This window comes from Nostoc sp., from assembly GCF_036917395.1.
GTDB lineage: Bacteria > Cyanobacteriota > Cyanobacteriia > Cyanobacteriales > Nostocaceae > Nostoc.
In genome coordinates, this window is sequence record NZ_JBALDI010000084.1 from 60,762 (window position 1) to 79,461 (window position 18,700).

At 41.6% G+C, this 18,700-nt stretch carries 13 protein-coding genes; 10 read left to right on the forward strand and 3 right to left on the reverse strand.

Features of this window, described 5'->3' with window-relative positions:
- Positions 1-309: a helix-turn-helix domain-containing protein gene (locus V7K46_RS29410; RefSeq protein WP_335119564.1), complete on the reverse strand. Its 309-nt coding sequence runs from the start codon at positions 307-309 to the stop codon at positions 1-3.
- Positions 310-1,043: 734 nt separating this feature from the next.
- Between V7K46_RS29410 and V7K46_RS29415 the strand changes: the two genes are divergently transcribed.
- Positions 1,044-2,075 (forward strand): 1-acyl-sn-glycerol-3-phosphate acyltransferase, encoded by a 1,032-nt coding sequence (locus V7K46_RS29415; protein ID WP_335119566.1) that lies wholly within the window; start codon positions 1,044-1,046, stop codon positions 2,073-2,075.
- 263 nt (positions 2,076-2,338) lie between these two features.
- Here the strand turns inward: V7K46_RS29415 and V7K46_RS29420 are convergent, their stop codons facing one another.
- Positions 2,339-4,228, reverse strand: coding sequence for a transketolase (locus V7K46_RS29420; protein WP_335119568.1), 1,890 nt, complete (start codon positions 4,226-4,228; stop codon positions 2,339-2,341).
- 967 nt (positions 4,229-5,195) lie between these two features.
- On the opposite strand from V7K46_RS29420, the gene V7K46_RS29425 reads away from it, so the two are divergent.
- From V7K46_RS29425 to V7K46_RS29455, 7 genes are all read left to right on the forward strand, one after another.
- Positions 5,196-7,817 (forward strand): TonB-dependent siderophore receptor, encoded by a 2,622-nt coding sequence (locus V7K46_RS29425; protein ID WP_335119570.1) that lies wholly within the window; start codon positions 5,196-5,198, stop codon positions 7,815-7,817.
- 340 nt (positions 7,818-8,157) lie between these two features.
- Entirely contained in the window at positions 8,158-8,655 is a 498-nt protein-coding gene (locus tag V7K46_RS29430) for a hypothetical protein (RefSeq protein WP_335119572.1), read from the forward strand.
- Positions 8,656-8,879: 224 nt separating this feature from the next.
- Complete coding sequence (locus tag V7K46_RS29435; RefSeq protein ID WP_335119574.1) at positions 8,880-9,206, forward strand: DUF6464 family protein; 327 nt, start codon at positions 8,880-8,882, stop codon at positions 9,204-9,206.
- A 212-nt stretch (positions 9,207-9,418) separates the two neighbouring features.
- Complete coding sequence (locus tag V7K46_RS29440; RefSeq protein WP_335119576.1) at positions 9,419-10,681, forward strand: ABC transporter substrate-binding protein; 1,263 nt, start codon at positions 9,419-9,421, stop codon at positions 10,679-10,681.
- Between the two features lie 7 nt (positions 10,682-10,688).
- Positions 10,689-11,639 carry a branched-chain amino acid ABC transporter permease gene (locus V7K46_RS29445; protein ID WP_335119578.1) on the forward strand — a complete coding sequence of 317 codons (951 nt, stop codon included), beginning with the start codon at positions 10,689-10,691 and terminating at the stop codon, positions 11,637-11,639.
- Positions 11,640-11,742: 103 nt separating this feature from the next.
- Entirely contained in the window at positions 11,743-12,666 is a 924-nt protein-coding gene (locus V7K46_RS29450; RefSeq protein ID WP_335119581.1) for a branched-chain amino acid ABC transporter permease, read from the forward strand.
- Between the two features lie 23 nt (positions 12,667-12,689).
- Positions 12,690-13,481 (forward strand): ABC transporter ATP-binding protein, encoded by a 792-nt coding sequence (locus V7K46_RS29455; protein ID WP_335119583.1) that lies wholly within the window; start codon positions 12,690-12,692, stop codon positions 13,479-13,481.
- Between the two features lie 14 nt (positions 13,482-13,495).
- On the opposite strand, the gene V7K46_RS29460 is transcribed toward V7K46_RS29455, so the two are convergent.
- Complete coding sequence (locus tag V7K46_RS29460) at positions 13,496-14,425, reverse strand: Rpn family recombination-promoting nuclease/putative transposase (RefSeq protein ID WP_335119585.1); 930 nt, start codon at positions 14,423-14,425, stop codon at positions 13,496-13,498.
- 276 nt (positions 14,426-14,701) lie between these two features.
- Here V7K46_RS29460 and V7K46_RS29465 point away from each other — a divergent pair, with 276 nt between their 5' ends.
- On the forward strand, positions 14,702-15,691 hold the full coding sequence (locus tag V7K46_RS29465; RefSeq protein ID WP_335119587.1) for an AraC family transcriptional regulator: 990 nt from the start codon (positions 14,702-14,704) through the stop codon (positions 15,689-15,691).
- A 161-nt stretch (positions 15,692-15,852) separates the two neighbouring features.
- Complete coding sequence (locus tag V7K46_RS29470) at positions 15,853-18,450, forward strand: TonB-dependent siderophore receptor (RefSeq protein ID WP_442939887.1); 2,598 nt, start codon at positions 15,853-15,855, stop codon at positions 18,448-18,450.
- Positions 18,451-18,700 lie beyond the last annotated feature (250 nt).

Genomic DNA, 18,700 nt, shown 5'->3' on the forward strand with positions numbered 1-18,700 from the left:
TTAGGAGTCCTCTCGCTGCTCTGCTATTAGGAGATACTCGTTCAGCAGTCTTTTGCCTGATTCGCCCATCTTCTGTAACATTTCTTCAATTAGTTTTAGTGCCATCTGTGAAGGCACTGTAGATCCGTTCTCCCAGCGATTGACTGTTCGTAGGGAAACTCCCAACTTAGCTGCAAACTTTTCCTGAGAGAGATTGAGTTGCTGCCGAAGTTCACGGATGAAATCTGAAATTTTTAATAGCTTTCCTAGTTCCATAATAAGAAGATTAAGACAGTTGTCTCGAACTTGAGGAAGAATTTGAACAGTCATTAGTCATTATCAATTTCATCTTTTGGCGAAATACTGATATCATTTCTCAGTCTTCATTGGTTACTGTTAACTGGAGAAAGTATCTATATAAACATTAAATTTTCTCAGGTGTGTAATGTTCAAATAGGATTATTTTAAGTACTTTGATGAGTTTCAAGCATTACGCGGTGCCAAAAATGTATGGGTAGTGGATTACATTGTTACGGTTCGTACCCTACTTAATATTTTATATATAGCAATCCTATTTTAGTTGTAAAAATTATCGTAGACGCGCAGCGGTAGCGTTAGCGAGGAACGAGCGTCGGAACGAGCGTCACCCGGAGGGCTTGCCGCAGGCTACCGCCAACTCTTGGAGACACTACCTGTAGCAAGATCCCCATAGGGGTACGCGCAGCGTCTCCAAGAGCGCCAAAAAAAGAAGGAAAGAAGTTTACGAATCATTTAGGAATGCTATATAGCAATCCTATTTGATTTGTGAGAATTGTAATCCGCAGATCCACGACAACTTTTACGAAGTCGGGAATCTTGTTTTTGTGCGTTTGATTTATGATTGCTATAGATAGCCTTGATACATAAGTTTTCTTTAATAGTTTGCATATATAAACTTTTCCAAATTGTCGTTAATTTTGGTAACCAAATCTTAAATTAATTTTAGATATAGTAAAATTGCCAATGGCAAAACTATAAAGTTATAATGTACATTTAATTAAATTTTTGCCTGAACTTTAACTGTTTTGATTAATCAACACTCCGAAAACCTCCTTAACAGTCAACTGGAAAATACACCAGGTGAAGGCTATATATTTAGCTGGTTTGATTGGTTTTGTCTTTGGTATCCTCCAGGCTGGCTAATTTTATTCAACCGCCATTGGCAACACTATCACACCGATTCAGACGGTTGGAATTGGCTGGAATATGGATTATTTTTAATTCCTGGCGGATTTTATCTGGCGTTGCTAAGTCGTTGGTTACGTCTTGGTTTTCGTTCACCCCAAAAAGAAGTTGGTGAATTTGATCCCAAATATCAACAAGCTTTTGGTGAAGAAGTTCTTGGCCCCATCGTTAAATACTATTTTCGGGGAGAATTGCAACAAGTCGAAAACTTGCCGCAAACAGGGCCATTGGTTGTGGCAATGAATCACGCAGGGATGTGTTTTCCTTGGGATTTTTTGACTTTGGGTTATTTATTAAGTGAAGCTAGAGGATGGGTGGTACAACCCATAGCAAGTCCAGTATTATTTGAGCATCCTTGGGTGATTTGGTGGCTACCACCTAAATGGTCACAGGTATTGGGTGGTGTGCGAGCCGAATTAGATTATTTTGAGGCAGCGATGGCCCAAGATAAAATTCTCTTATATGCACCCGAAGGTATCCGTGGCCCTCTGAAAGGTTGGAAAAGACGCTATCAACTAGAAAAGTTTGATGTAAGTTTTATTAAGTTGAGCGATCGCTATCAAATTCCCATTCTCCCAGTAGTTTGCATTGGTAGTGAATTTTTACATCCTTGGGCTGTTAATTTAGAGAAATTGCAACGACTAGTCAAATTACCATTCTTGCCTTTCTCGCCTTTGATGTTTGTCTTAATTCTGTTTCCTTCAATGGGAATTTGGGCAATGAGAACTCGTCTGCGTTACTTTATTCAGCCTTTGGAACCAGCAGAATTGTACAACTATTCAAACAAAGAGCGTACAGTAGCTTATCGGCAGGCACAACAATTACGCGAAAAACTGCAAAATAAAATTAATCAGTTATTGAGAGAAATTTAATCCTACGAGTGAATTTAAGTTAATCCTAGAAAAAATAATTTACTATTTTAGTAATAATTCATTACGTTTAAGCTGAATCAAAAGACTTCTAAAAGGTTTTACTATGCAAAACCGTCCCTCTCCGACTGGAAGAGGGACAGGCTTGAACTTCAGTTCAAGGTAGGGAGAGGTTCGTCGAACTCACGTTAAACAATAATAGTTTCTCCCCCTGCTTTTTCTGCTCAACTCAACAGATAACTTTCTCTTTTGCGAACTGTATTGTATTATACCCCTACTGGCTGTCTGACTTGTGATTTCACCGCTTCAACAATGGCATCGGCGTCAATTTTGGCAGCATGGAGCAGTTCTTCTGGGGTGCCGGAACTTGGCATATCAAGCACTGCCAACTTAATTAGCCGCAGTTGAGGTCCATTGTAAGTAGGAATACTACTAGTACCAGCAAAGGCATCAAGCACAGCCGCACCTAATCCGCCTTCCATCCAGTGGTCTTCAACCACGACTAAATTTCCCTTGGTATCGCGTGCAGCTTGATGAAGTGTTTGTACATCAATGGGTTTGACAGAGTAGGCATCTATGAGCCGCACCGTGATCCCTTCGTTTTTTAAACGATCGCTAGCCTTAAGCGCTTCGTGTAAAGTAATACCAGCCGCAATCACTGTGGCTTGATCTTGCTCAGAGCTACGGATTACTTTGCTACCACCAATGGGGAATTCTTCATCAGAGCCATAGATTACAGGTGTGCTTTCCCTGGTGGTACGGAGGTAGACAATGCCATTGCGATCGCTCATCTGCGCCACTAGTTTAGCCGTCTGATTGCCATCACTGGGATAAAGTACAGTACTACTCCACACCGCCCGGAAGGCTGCTAAGTCCTCCAGTGCCATCTGTGAAGGGCCATCCTGACCAATGGATATCCCAGCATGGGAACCCACTAATTTAATGTTGGCACGAGAGATAGCCGCCATCCGTACAAAGTCGTAACCTCTACTCAAGAAGGCTGCGAAGCTGGAAGCAAAGGGTTTGTATTTTCGCACCTGCAAACCCACCGCTGCTGCAATCAGTTGTTGTTCAGCAATGTACATCTCAAAGTAGCGCTCAGGATAGACTTTGGCAAAATCTTCGGCATAAGTGGAATTACTCACCTCGCCATCAAGAACAACTACATCGGGTTGAGCAGCTCCCAATGCTACTAATGCGTCACCATATGCTTTACGTGTTGCGACCTTTGCACCTTTTTCATAAGTGGGAAGTTGCAGTGGTTGAGCATTCCCTGTTGCAGCAGGTTGGCTTTGTTCTTCAGGTTTGTTGACTTGAATTATCATCTGGCGTTCACCACCCAACTCTGCGATCGCCTCTTTCTCTTGGTCAGGTTTGAATGGTTTACCATGCCAACCACCGATATCTTCCACAGAAGCCACACCTTTGCCTTTCTTTGTGCGGGCGATAATTACCGTGGGGCGATCGTTGATGCTCAAAGCAGTGGTAAAGGCTTGGTCAATCTCTGTCAAGTCGTGACCATCAATTTCAATTGCGTGCCAGCCAAAGCCTCTAGCACGCGCAGCATATGCTTGTGTGTTCCAACCCAGTTCAGTCTCACCGCGTTGCCCTAGTCGATTGACATCAATAATGGCGATCAGATTGTCTAGTTTGGAGTGTGAGGCATGATCAAAAGCTTCCCACACAGACCCCTCAGCTGTTTCGCTATCACCCAGCAATACCCAGACATGGTATGGAAGTTTATCTAAATATTTACCTGCTAAAGCTACCCCCACACCAATTGGTAATCCTTGTCCCAATGAGCCAGTCGCCACATCAACCCAAGGTAAAATTGGTGTGGGATGTCCTTCTAAACGGCTGCCAAATTGCCGTAGCGATAATAACTCCTCATCGGTAATTGCCCCCGCTGCTTTATACATGGCATAGAGTAGAGGTGCAGCGTGTCCTTTAGAGAGAAGGAAGTGATCGCTATTAGGGTTATGTGGATCATCAAAGTCGTAGCGGAGATATTTGGAGAGTAAAACCGCCATCAGATCAGCGGCTGACATGGACGAAGTAGGATGACCTGAACCAGCAACGGTTGTCGCGCGAATACTATCGATACGCAACTGTTGTGCTAGCTCATGCCATTGGTCTAGTTGCTCCTGTGTGGTCATAGTAATATTCCTAAATGAAAATCAAGGGTATTGTAGCGAATCCTTTGTTTTATCACTCGTGTTTTGGCTAGACTTGGCTATTTTACCGAAAAAAATGTTGATGCACTCTAGGTAAAAAGAAAGATTATTCTTTTTGAATTTGACTTTGTGATGAATAGTGTCTTTTTTAACCAGAAGCAGACACAAATCCAACTAAACACTTGTTCAGAGATTTATTTCAATATCCCTAAGTTTACTTTAGATAGTAAGAGCTACAGTGGCTTCTTTCTAATGGAATAACTAAGCTTTATTTCTTAGGGTATACAAGACTAATTATACTAAATTCAGTATTTTATTTATTGCTCAACAAAAATGGCAGTCAATATGCAAATGCGATCGCTTACTTATCACTCAGATATGAATACTTCTCATTTCAGTTCTGAGCAGTGCTAATAACGGAAAAATTAATTTGTTAAGAGAAATTTTCCGTTCCTCTCTAAAGTGGTTTTTTGGATGAAAACTTTGAACGATTTTTTTTGACAATAGGATTAGTTCTACCCTGATGCTATAGAAGCAAGTTAATCCCAAATTTCTCATATCAGCCATATCCAAAAAATTGCGATCGCCTGTTAGGGAATAACAGTTAATCTACCTAATTTTTGGCTGAACCGAGAAATATTGGGAGTCATCTGCCAACATAAAAATTTCATGTTCAAAACCTCTTGACAAACTGCTCATCATCTTAGCTAAATTTTAACGAATGTATATTGCTGAATAAAAATAGCTAAACAATCGCCATATTCAGAGATTGTTTTGGGATTATTCAACTCCCTTTGTGAATAAAAGCTGATAAATACTTGTAATTTCTTATTGATTAGCTGTAATATTTTTTTTACTTGATACTAATTGCTCTCAATAAAAAGAGCTATTTGCTGGATTATTGACATTATTTCAGTCAGATGATAGTTACAGGTGTGTGGAGTAGTAAATGAAGCCAAAGCTGTTATCGAAAATTTTCTCAATCGCAAGTTCTATTTTGTTTTGGGGTGGAATGAGCGCCACTGCTCAAGAAATACCCAAGCAAGAGGTAGAGAATAAGTCTGTCGCATCCGTACAACGCAATTCTAGGTCAATTAGAGAGATTCGCCAACTCAGTGAGATAGAGCATCCCAAGACTAGCGCCCAAAGAAGAGTGCAGTCGCCAGCACCCTCATCAGAAATTGTACAGATTACGGGAGTTCAAGCTACTCCCACTGACAAAGGTGTGGAGGTAATTTTACAGACTGACAAAGGGGCGCAACTGCAAATCACAAATCGCAGTACTGGGAATAACTTTATTGCTGATATACCTAACTCACAACTGCGTTTACCTAATGGTGAAGCGTTTACATTTCGTTCAGAAAAACCGCTTGCGGAAATTATTGAGATAACAGTTACAAATCTCGATACAAATACTATCCGAGTGACAGTAACAGGTAAAGCAGCGTTACCAACGGTTGAATTATTTGACGATGATGCAGGTTTGATTTTTGGGGTAGTATCTGCTGCAACTGCGACGCAGCCACCAAAGAAGCCGACGAATGAGACGAAACCGGAGGAACCCATAGCACAGCAGGATGACCCGATTGAGTTGGTGGTGACGGGTCAACAGGATGGGTATCGCGTTCTTGATACCTCATCTGCCACAAGAACTGACACACCGTTGCGTGATATTCCCCAGTCGATTCAGGTCATACCGCAACAGGTCATTAAAGACCAGCAAGCAACTCGTCTCACAGAAGTGTTAAAAAATGCGCCTGGTGTAGTCGTAGGAAGTCGAAGCCCCCGCGATCCTCTCAATGTCATCAAAATTCGGGGCTTTGATGCTTTTGGAGAGACTCTACTCAATGGGATACAAGACCGTTCAATCAGCAGTGTCGGGTTTGGCTCAAATATTGAGCGGGTTGAAGTCCTCAAAGGCCCCGCTTCGGTTCTATTCGGTCAAGGCGGACTAGGTGGCAAGGTCAACTTAGTCACGAAGCAACCATTAAGCGATCCGTTCTACGAAGTAGAAACTTCTGTTGGTAGCTACAATACCTATAACGGTGCAATTGATTTATCTGGCCCGTTGAATGAGAGTAAAACGGTGTTGTATCGCCTGAATGCTTCTGCTGGAACAAACGAAAGCTTTATTGATTTCTATGACCAACAGCAATATCTAATTGCACCTACTTTAAGCTGGCAAATTAGTGACAGAACAAAGCTGACTCTAGAAGCAAGCTATTCCCTTGCAGAGGGACCGTATGATTTTGGGATACCGGCACAGGGAAGCGTCCTGCCTAACCCCAATGGCAAAATTCCTCGTAATCGTTTTCTGAGTGAGCCTAATTTGAATGACACCTCTAATGGTGCATTTCGGATTGGTTATAACTTTGAACATCGTTTTAGTGAAAATTGGCAAGCGCGTAGCGTTTTTCAGACTTCTTTGTTTCACCTAAAACGAAATATTGTGGCTCCTTTCGGATTACAAGATGATTTGCGTACTATAGAAAGAGGCGTTGAGGATTTTGACTACGATGAAAATGCTTATAATCTAGACAATTATGTAGTCGCTAAGTTGACAACAGGTAGTATCAAGCATGAGCTAGTCGCTGGATTTAACCTAAATAGAACTGATACTGATTCCAAAGCTCTTTTCAATGACACTACTTCTTTAGATATTTTCAATCCTGTGTATGGAAATTTTACACAAGCTAGTCTTCCAGATTTTGATATCAAAAATACGGCGCAACAATTAGGTTTTTACCTTCAGGATCAAATTACCCTAGCAGAAAACTTCAAAGTACTTTTGGGTGGACGCTTTGATATTGCCAATCAAGAGGCTAAGGATTTAATTGCCCAAACAAACGACTTTAAGCAGACAGAAGCTTTTAGCCCCCGTGTTGGCATTGTTTACCAGCCCATTAAACCAATCTCACTCTACGCTAGCTATAGCCGTTCATTCAATCAGGCGGTAGATCTATTTGGTCCAGCTCTGCCGGAACCGGAGCGAGGAACGCAGTATGAAATCGGGGTTAAAGCAGATTTGACTGACCGATTAGCTACAACCTTGGCATTTTATGATTTGACTCGCACCAATCTCTCAGCCGAAGATCCAAATAATCCACAACGAACTATTCAAATTGGGGAACAGCGCAGTCGTGGGATTGAGTTTGATATATCTGGCGAAATCTTGCCAGGGTGGAACATCATTGCTGGTTATGCTTACACTGATGGAGAAATCACAAAAGACAATCCATCGACAGTGGGTAATCAACTGAATAATGTGCCGAGACACGCGCTGAATCTATGGACAACTTACGAAATTCAATCCGGCAGTTTAAAAGGATTAGGCTTCGGTTTAGGAGCCTTTTACTACGGAGACCGGCAAGCCGACTTAGCCAACACGGTTGAGTTACCTAGTTATATACGCACAGATGCAGCTATTTATTATAAGCGGGACAATTACCGAGCTGCGATCAATATCAAGAATTTGTTCGACACTGATTATTTTGTCTCTGCACAAAACGTAAATCGGATTATACCTGGTGATCCCCTGACAATACAGGGTACAATTACCTGGCAGTTTTAAGCAAACCCCCTGGGCATCCTACGCTTCTATCCCTCAGGATGAAGCGTAGAGGATTCACTTTTTCTATAGAGGAACTGGAAATTATAGTCAACAACTTAAATTCTCCGTTCTCAGCACTGCTTAGAGCTTAACCGAGAAGTGTTGACTCAGATATTTCCTTTAAAACAAGCATTTCAGAGCATATAGCACTTTGCGTAAGTCTACAGCAAGCTACGCCTAGCGTCTCCTAGAGAAGATCGTCGTAGACATCGCTGGTGTTCAAGGTAAATATTTATTAGTACAAATATACTATTTTACTGCTAAAATGCCTTAAAAGTCAGCTAGCCTTGCTTGAGGTAGTATGAAAAAAATCCCAGACACGGACAAAAAGCCCATTTTGCTCAAAGTTTCGCTGTTGCAGCCTACATCTGTAACTACTGCTATAGTGCCACTGCAACCCCAAGAGGAAAAAATCATCAGTGAACGGGAGCGTTTAATAGCACAAGTCGAACGCATCAATCAGATGGCGGGAGAGTTAGAAGCAGCGATATTAGAGTTGAAAGCGATCGCCAACACACTTAATACTCAAAAACGTTACCCAGTTCTAAAATGCAAAAATATTTTTATTTGGCAGTCAATTAGCGTCCCTTGGGTGAAACGAAAGCCAGACGAATCATTTATTCTGACGACGCGAAGAGTTGATTTATTCCGAGCAGAAAGAGAAGCAAAGCTATTAGCACAGCAACTTCGTCAGCAAACCAAAAAAAGATTAGCATCGCAGCGACACAGAAAAAATAAGAGTGGGGCTGAGGCTGACATAAAACGCTTCCTTAAAAAGGTATTAGTCAACAAATCTTAAAATTATCAACATTCAACGACAGCTGACCCATGAGATTTAACAGTTATGCTGATTAAAGTGGCAGAAGGAACTTCTTCATCAAAATTGCTGAATACCACACTGCCATTGCTAATTGCAACCACAGTTGGTTGCAAATAGGCAAAGCTGCCCTAATATTTGCACTTCCGTAAAACCAGGTGCAACATCAGGGATAATCAATCAGCGCACAGAAGAGGTAAAAAAAGGTGTTAAAGACACTTTTAGTGATTGCCGTTGGTTTTTTACCGTCCCTGTTTTCCCTGTGGATGATCCGCAAAAACTTTGTGCGATCGCGCTTACGGATGAGGCAAGCAGCGATGAATTTTCCAATGGTGCAGGGACGCCACAACATTAGACCTGTTGAAGGCGATCGCTATTATTTAGAAGGGGTGGGTTATCTGATTGGCGATATCAGCTGCAAATTTAATGCCCGATCTGGCTATATCCGCTGTGCTGTCAATCCCGACGGCCCATGTAACATTTGCCGTTACTACGAACCTAAGGGATTAACTGGTAGTGAAAAAAAGACTTAATAAGTTTTACCTGAGTAAATCTGGATTCAGAAAATCTTAGCCAATTATAATTTGTATTGACAAACACTTTGAAAATTTGGCTTTGCATGGTCAAATAAGAATGATTTAATAGAATTCGTGCAAAAGTGTGAATCTGCGTCATTTTGTTTGCAGATTATGAAATTTACTATTAGCTTTTGCGGAATATCTAATAACTACATGATTATTTAACGATGAACAACGCGATCGCTCGGACAACAGCATTATTATCAACTTGCGCTTTGCTACTAACAGGCTGTGGTGGTGGCACTAGCACTGTGACAAATTCTCCAAATAATAGTCCAAATAGTACCCCAAATAACACTGCAACCAATACAGCAGCAACAACGGGTACATTGTCAGGTGCTATTCCCATCGGTATTGCTGTTGCCCAAACTAGCAATGTAGCATTACTAGGTCAAGAGCAAGTTGCTGGAGCCAAACTTGCCGAGAAGTATTTCAATAGTAAAGGTGGTGTTAATGGCACTCCAATTAAATTAGTGTTTCAAGATACTAGCGGTGATGAAGCAGGGGCAATTAACGCTTTTCAAACTTTAATTAACAAAGATAAAGTTATTGGGATTGTGGGACCAACTTTGTCACAGCAAGCTTTTAGTGCTGATCCTATTGGCGAACGGGCAAAAATACCAATTCTTGGGCCATCGAATACGGCTAAAAACATTCCCGAAATTGGAGATTACATTGCTCGTGTTTCTGCACCAGTTTCCATCGTCGCGCCTAATTCGGTGAAAGCTGCACTTAAGCAAAACCCTCAACTGAAAAAAGTCGCAGTTTTCTATGCTCAAAATGATGCATTTAGCAAGTCAGAAACAGAAATTTTTCAGCAAACAGTTAAGGATCAAGGGCTGGAATTGGTAACAGTCCAAAAGTTCCAAACAAGTGATACAGATTTTCAAAGCCAAGCTACCAATGCAATTAATCTAAAACCAGATTTAATCATTATTTCTGGTTTAGCTGCTGATGGTGGTAATTTAGTGCGACAATTGCGGGAACTGGGTTATAAAGGCTTAATTGTTGGTGGAAATGGTCTAAATACATCGAATCTATTGACAGTTTGTAAGGCACTTTGTGATGGTGTATTGATTGCTCAAGCCTACAGTCCAGAACATCCAGGTGAAATTAACGCAGCATTTCATAAAGCCTATACTGACGAATATAAAAAAGAGCCACCCCAATTTAGCGCTCAAGCTTTTGCAGCAGTACAGGTTTATGTCGAAGCACTCCAAGCTTTAGATAAAAACAGCAAGGTTAACAAATTACAGCTACCAGAATTGCGGACGCAATTAAACAAACAGATACTTGTTGGAAGATACAATACACCACTGGGTGAAATTGGTTTTACTCCTCTAGGTGAAGTTGTTCAAAAAGATTTCTATGTTGCCCAAATAAAAATGGCAAAAGACGGAAGTCAAGGTAAATTCATATTCCTCAAATAGTTGCTACATGAATATAAATCTATTTTTACAGCAATTATTAAATGGTTTATCCATCGGCAGTGTCTATGCAATTTTTGCCTTAGGATATACCTTGGTTTATTCTATTTTGGGCATCATTAATTTAGCTCATGGTGCAATTTTTACCATGGGTGCATATTTCACTTATGCACTCATGGGTGGTAACTTTGGATTTAACGGCTTGTTAGCTAATGCAGCCTTGCCAATAAAATTACCATTTGCTATATCCTTGATTTTAGGAAGTACCTTGGCAGGATTGGTAGGGGTATTGATGGAACGTGTTGCTTTTCAACCTTTGCGCCGTCAAGGATCTGACTCTTTACTAACTGTTGTTTCCAGTTTAGGGGTAGCAGTGGTAATTGTGAATTTAATCCAGTATTTAGTAGGCGCAGAAAGTTACACATACCCCGCAAATACTTACGGAAATTTGCCGCCTGCTATTAACTTTGGTAGTTCAGAAAACCCAATTCCTATTCGCAGTGTTCAGGTGGTAATTTTTACTGTATCAGTTGTGATTGTGGCAATTCTTACCTATTTTATCAATCGAACTAAATATGGTAAGGCAATGCAGGCGATCGCAGAAGATCCAACGACAGCTAGTTTGTTAGGAATTAATAGCGATCGCTTTATCATCCTAACATTCTTCATCAGCAGTTTTTTAGCAGGATTAGCAGGAACTTTAGTCGCCTCTAGTGTTAGTATTGCTGGGCCATATTTCGGCATTGCTTTTGGTTTGCGGGGTTTAGCGGTAATTGTCTTAGGTGGTTTGGGTAGTATTCCTGGTGCAGTGTTGGGAGGCTTGGTAATTGGATTAGTGGAGGCGTTTGTTCCTGCTGAACTCTCTGGATATAAAGACGCAGTAGCCTTTGGGATTTTGTTTATTATGCTATTAGTTAGACCCCAAGGTTTACTAGGACGGCGGTTTATTCAGAAAGTGTAGTAAGAGGAAGTTAGGAGTTAATAGTTAGGAATTGTGAGTTTAAATCCTCTTAAATCCCAACTCATAACTCATAACTCATAACTCATAACTTATAACTTAAAAAATGGCTGATTTTTTCACTACTTACGGTTCTTTAATTGTCTCTATGGTATTGGGGGCGCTACTAGGATTATCACTTTACTTACCGATAATGACAGGGCAATTGTCTTTAGCTAGTCCAGGATTTTATGCTTTAGGTGGGTATATTGCAGCAATTCTCTCCACAAAAGTTTTGACATCTAGTAGTAGTTTATATCCCATTCCATTATTGTTATTGGAGATGTTAATTACTGGTGTAATTTCTGGTTTATTGGGTGTATTAGTGGGAATTCCAGCGTTGAGGTTACGAGGAATTTATTTAGCGATCGCTACTATTGCTTTTGTAGAAGTTCTGCGCGTCATCTCTCTCAATCTGGATATTACAGGCGGTGCTGTCGGTATTTTTGGCATTCCTCAACCTTTCCAAACACAACTTGAATATTTATGGATTGTTTTGCCCTTACTATTAATTAGTATGGTGTTACTTTACCGTTTAGAACGCATCCGAGTAGGAAGGGCATTTATAGCTATCCGTGAAGATGAATTAGCAGCGGGTGCAATGGGAATCAATCCCACTTATTACAAAGTTTTGGCATTTACACTAGGGGCTATGCTTGCAGGGGTTGTAGGTGCAATTAGCGCCCACTTTCTGAATACTTGGAATGCTCGTCAAGGTACTTTTGATGCCAGTATTATATATTTAACTTTTGTTTTGATTGGTGGTTCGAGAACTTTTTTAGGGCCGGTAGTCGGAGGTATAGTATTTACAGCCTTACCAGAGATTCTGCGAAGCCTAGCTGATACTGGTGGTTTACCTAATTGGTTAGCACAATTTTTGCGCGATGGGAGATTAATTATTTTTGGCTTACTAATAGTAATAGGTACAATATTTTTCCCCCAAGGGCTAATTACTCCAGATATTTTTCAAAGACGCAAAATCCCAAAGTGAACTATTCATAATAATATGCAAAAATGTCACATAGTACTCCAGCAGCTAACAGCAGTATTGTCTTAGAAGCACGAGCATTGACTCGTCGCTTCGGTGGTCTAGTAGCAGTTAATAATGTATCTTTTAGTGTAAATAAATATGAGATTTTTGGACTGATTGGCCCTAATGGTGCTGGCAAAACAACACTGTTTAATTTGATTACTGCTTTCATTCCACCTTCTAGCGGTCAATTAATTTATCAAGGTGGAGAAATTTCCCAACTGCGTCCTCATCATATTGCTGCTTTAGGTATCGCCCGTACCTTCCAAAATATCCGCTTGTTTGGGGAATTATCGGCATTAGAAAATGTGATCATTGCCCGACACTTACACACTAAAAGTAATATGATTACAGGAGTTTTGGGATTACCACCAGCGCCTAGTGAAGAACTTAGAACTAAGCAAAAAGCTTTAGATTTATTGGATATGATTGGCTTGAGCGATCGCGCTGACGAAAAAGCCAAAAATTTTGCCTACGGTGATCAGCGTCGGCTAGAAATTGCCCGTGCTTTAGCATTAGAACCGCAAATTTTACTTCTTGATGAACCGGCGGCGGGAATGAACCCCAACGAAAAGCAGCAACTCAGTGCATTTATTCGCAACCTGCGCGATCGCTTCAATTTGACGATCATCCTGATTGAACACCATGTACCTTTGGTTATGGGTTTGTGCGATCGCATTGCGGTATTAGATTTCGGTCAATTAATTGCTTTGGGTGAACCATCTGTAGTCAGAAATAATCCGGCGGTGATTGAGGCTTATTTAGGCAATGAATGACTATCTGTCTCAAATTACAAAACCTGTTGCAATTCCTCAATATTATTTGTAGTTACAACATTCCGTAAAATTGTCTTCAAACGCTCTAAATCATTAATTTGGTTAATTTGTGGCATTAACTGTAACCCGTTATCACCGAATTTCAACTCTAAATTAATTTCAATACTAGAAAGTATTCCTCGCAGTTCCCCGCGTGCTTCTCCGCGTGCTTCCCCGCGTGCTTCTCCGCGTGCTTCCCCGCGTGCTTCCCCGCGTGCTTCCCCGCGTGCTTCTCCGCGTGCTTCTCCTTCACGTAAAATTTCCTGATACCAAGGCGACTCACGTAATACAGTCATATCCCACCTCATGATTTCTTGAATTAGGGCACTCTCTAAAACAAACGTAGCAGAAAAAGCTAAGACCGTTTCCAGTTGGCTTAGTTGTTCATCAGCACGGAGAATTTGCAATGCTTCTCTAATAGTAGATTCATTTTCACCACCTTTAAGAATGGGTACAAACGGCAGTAAGGAAGGTAAAGGTTGTTCAAAAGCAATGTTAACATCGACTTCCCACAGGTTAATTACCCGATAATCTTGTATTGCCCGTAATCCTGCAATATTTGATGTAAAGCTTGTGGGTATTTCGTTGTTACCAGTTTTAAGAATGTTGATGAGAACGGGGTATGTTGGCAAGTTATATTTTTCTTCTGCAAGTGCAGCGTATGCACGCATCCGACGTGGCATTTTGGATTGATAGCGTAATTGCAATTCGTTGAGAAGCAGAAATTCTCCGTTTTGGGGACTTGTGACACGGATTAATACATCACTTTCTCGGCTAATCCACTGAAATTCACTGGTGAGAATTTCCCCAGCAACAAGATTAGGAATCTGGGTTACCCATCTTACCCAGTTGTCGGGTGCAAGACTGATTAATTTTTTGGTACTGACATCGGCAGGTTTTGCCATCGGGGTGTAGATGCTCTCAATAAGTGAGATTTATCGTAACTTGAAGTGTGGTATTACATCTAAAAAATGTTTATTAACTAAGCTTTTATCTACTTTATTTGTCTGCAATGTTAATAACAGCTAGTGATGGGGTTTTGCGATTCTCCTTTGGAGACGCTATGCGATCGCCAGTTATAAAGAATGAATTAAGAAAAAATTTGGGCGATACCGACCGTAAGCTCTGCTAACGCCATACTAACCTATAATTAATGATAAACTTTATCATTATCATTAACTATGACCATTACCCTAACGTTGGAACAGGAAAGAGACTTTTGGGCAGAAGCTAGACAAAATAGCCAGCAAAACTCGTCAGAGCCATTTGAATCCTATTCTCAAGTACCCAGGCAACTGGGCAAAGGATATAGCCGAAGCATAGAAGTGCATCCCCAAGTGTGGCTGGGGATTAGTAACTACGAATACTACGATGACATACTGGAACCAGGCTGTGAATGCGTTCACCCTTTGGAATTTGCTGTTAGTATTTCAGGAACAACTATAGATGAATTTGGAGGGCAATTAGGAGAAGGATACACACTTATTTCAGGTGGCGGCATTCAACGAAATATGACTTTTTTGAATTCTCAAGCGCAGGTGGGTATTGGCTTCAGTATGCCTGTTGAGTTATTGGCAACCTTTTTCCCAACAGGGGACGGAGAAATTCCACCGCAACTACGTTTTTTGGTAAAAGGTAACGAGTGGCAGACATTGCTCTACCCAAAAACTACAACAGCAATACAGACAGTGGCACAGCAAATAGTCAACTGTCCCTACCACGGGATGACTAAGCGTTTGTATTTACAGGCGAAGGTACTAGAGTTGATGTCGCTGCAACTTGCCCCCTTCTTAACTGAACAAGGTGGACTGCAACCACAACCGCGATTTAGAACCGGAACTGTTGAGCGCATATACCAAGCAAGAGAAATTTTACTCTCCCGCCTAGAAAATCCACCATCATTATTAGAATTAGCACAACTTGTAGGAGTAAGCGATCGCACCCTCCAACGTGGTTTTCAGAAACTCTTTGGTACTACCGTATTTGGTTACTTGACAGATAAACGCATGGAACGAGCAAAACGCTGGCTCCAAGAAGGAAATCGCACAGTTCTAGAAGTGGCAATTATGACTGGTTACTCCAATCCCACACACTTTAGTGCTGCTTTTAAACGTCAGTTTGGTATTTCTCCAAGTCAGTGTTTATTGGGAGAAAAGTCTGTTTGGCGATGATTAGTTCTGTATTGGGGTAGACGTGAGTCATCCAATTCCTGTAATCTACATTTCGAGTTTATTCAGAAGCTTTCTCAACAAAGAGGGTTTTGGTTACTGGAGTGTGGGGAATTATTGTGAGGATTCAACGGTTGTCGTCTATTATTTGGCTATGGTTGGTGATGAGTTTTCTGCCAATGTTTATGGCACAATCTGTACGGGCGGAAGTGAAACAAAATTCGCCAACAGTAATTACAAAAATTAAGTCACTGAGTGAGATTTCACGCCCAGCCACAAATGTTAGTGGGTTGTTTTCTCAATCGTCAACCCCACAAGCAACACCTTCATCAGAAATTGTGCAAGTGACGCAAGTGAAGGCAAATCCCACCGCACTAGGTGTGGAGGTGATTCTACAAACCACTAAAGGGCAACAGTTACAAGTTACTAATCGTAGTGCTGGTAATAGTTTTATTGCTGATATTCCCAATGCCCAGCTGCGCTTACCTTCAGGTGAGGCATTTACATTCCGTTCCTCTAAACCACTTGCGGGAATTACTGAAATAACAGTCAATAACTTTGATGCCAATACTATCCGGGTGACAGTTATAGGGGAGGCAAGCTCACCAACAGTCGAGTTATTTGACAGTGATGAAGGTTTGATTTTCGGGTTGACAACTGCTGCATCTACTGCACAGCAGCCACGCCAAACACAACCAAAACCTCAACTAGAGCAGCCAACAAACCAAACTCAGCCGAAGCAACCATCAGCACCGGATGATCAGCCAATTGAGTTGGTGGTTACAGGAGAACAAGATGGATACAGCGTACCAGATGCGACCACTGCGACCAAAACCGATACACCCTTGCGCGACATCCCGCAATCAATTCAAGTTGTACCCCAACAGGTACTCCGCGATCAACAAGCCACCCGCTTGGACGATGCTTTAAGAAATGTTCCCGGTGTGGTTTCATCATCTGGACCACCTGGCAATAGCGAATCAAGTGGATTTACCGTTCGGGGCTTTGATAGTGGGATTACGCTCAGGAATGGTCTGGCAGATCCTCTGGGCGATCGCTCACTGGAACTGTCCAATATAGAGCGAGTGGAAGTTCTCAAGGGTCCGGCTTCAGCTTTGTTTGGTAATGGTAGCCCCGGTGGCACAGCCAACTTGATTACCAAGCAGCCCCTCGACACTCCTTACTATGCCCTTGAAGCAACGGTTGGAAGTTACAGCTATTATCGGGGCGCTGTGGATCTGTCTGGGCCTTTAAACGATGACAAAAGAGCGCTGTATCGACTGAATGTGTCTTATAAAGATGCAGGCAGTTTTATCGATTTTGCTCATGATAAAAATCTACTGATTGCCCCAGTTTTTAGTTTTGCAATTAGTGAGCGAACAAAACTAAGTTTGGAAGGAGAGTATATCAGTGCAGACACCAATCGATTGTGGCTACCAGCCTTCGGCACTGTACTACCTAACCCAAATGGAAAAATACCACGCAACCTGAACACGAGTGGACCTGACAGGAATGACAATTACGTTCATGAAGACATTGGTAGAATTGGATATAGTTTAGAACACAAATTCAGTGACAACTGGTCATTAAAAAACGCTTTTCGGGCAATATTTTATCATTTTGAAACCAGTGCTTTTCTACGTGATGGTACTCCTCTCGTGGATAACCGAATACTAAATCGAGTATTTGGTGAAGGACAGTTTAATGACGAAGCTTACAATCTGTTAACAGACATCGTTGGCAAATTCTCAACTGGCTCCATTCAGCATCAGTTGTTGTTTGGATTTGACCTGAGTAGATATGATTCTAAATATTTATTTAACGATAGGAGTGCAGCACCCATTGACCTGTTTAACCCAGTGTATGACCGATCTCTAGGTGAAAGTTTGGGTTCTCAGAATGGTTCTTCTCTAACAGAGGCACTTGGTATTTATGTCCAAGATCAGATCGCGCTGAGTCAGAATCTGAAGTTGCTGTTGGGTGTAAGGTTTGATGCCTTTAAACAGACGGATGGAGATTTAATCGCAAACACCGAAAGCAGCCAGTCAGGAGATGCATTTAGCCCTCGTTTCGGTATTGTTTACCAACCAATCCAGCCAATTTCACTCTATGCCAGCTACAGTCGCTCGTTTTCCCCAGCGATTGGACGTAGCTTTGATGGCAGCACCTTTGAACCAGAACGTGCCACGCAGTATGAAGTCGGGATTAAGGCAGATTTGAATCAGAGAATTTCTACAACACTTGCTTTCTATAATCTGACTCGCTCCAATGTCTTGACTGAAGACCCAATTAATCAAGATTATTCGATTCAAACAGGTGAGCAGCGCAGCCGAGGTATCGAATTCAACATTGGGGGTGAAATATTACCCGGTTTGAATGTGATTGCAGGTTATGCTTACACGGATGCTGTAATCACCGAGGACGAGACTTACAAACCAGGTAATTACCTGAACAATGTACCCAAAAATAGTTTCAATTTGTGGACGAAGTATGAAATTCAATCTGGTAGTCTCAAAGGACTCGGCTTTGGTTTGGGATTATTCTACGTAGGCTCACGCCAGGCAGATTTAGAAAATGACTTTGAACTGCCGAGCTATTTCCGTACTGATGCTGCCATTTTCTATAAACAAGGACAGTTGCGCGCACAGGTGAATTTCAGAAATCTCTTTGGTGTGGATTATTTTGATTCTGCTATTGATACTTTACGTGTTTATCCTGGCGAACCTTTCACCGTGCAGGGCACGATTTCGTGGGAGTTTTGATCTTCCCTAATACAGCACGGCGTAAATAAACCAGCCATTCCAAATCAACAAAACGCTTACGCTGTATACCTGTTTGAATTTTGAATTTTGAATTCCGCCTTGCGGTACTAGGGTGGATGGGTGAGGAGGCGATCGCTTCCTTTAATCACACTAATTCTTCCTACACAATAGGCCATGTCTCTTGACTCGCCAAGTCAGCGTCTACGCTTTGTATCAGTTCAATTGCGTTTGCCCTACAGCCCTTCTCAAG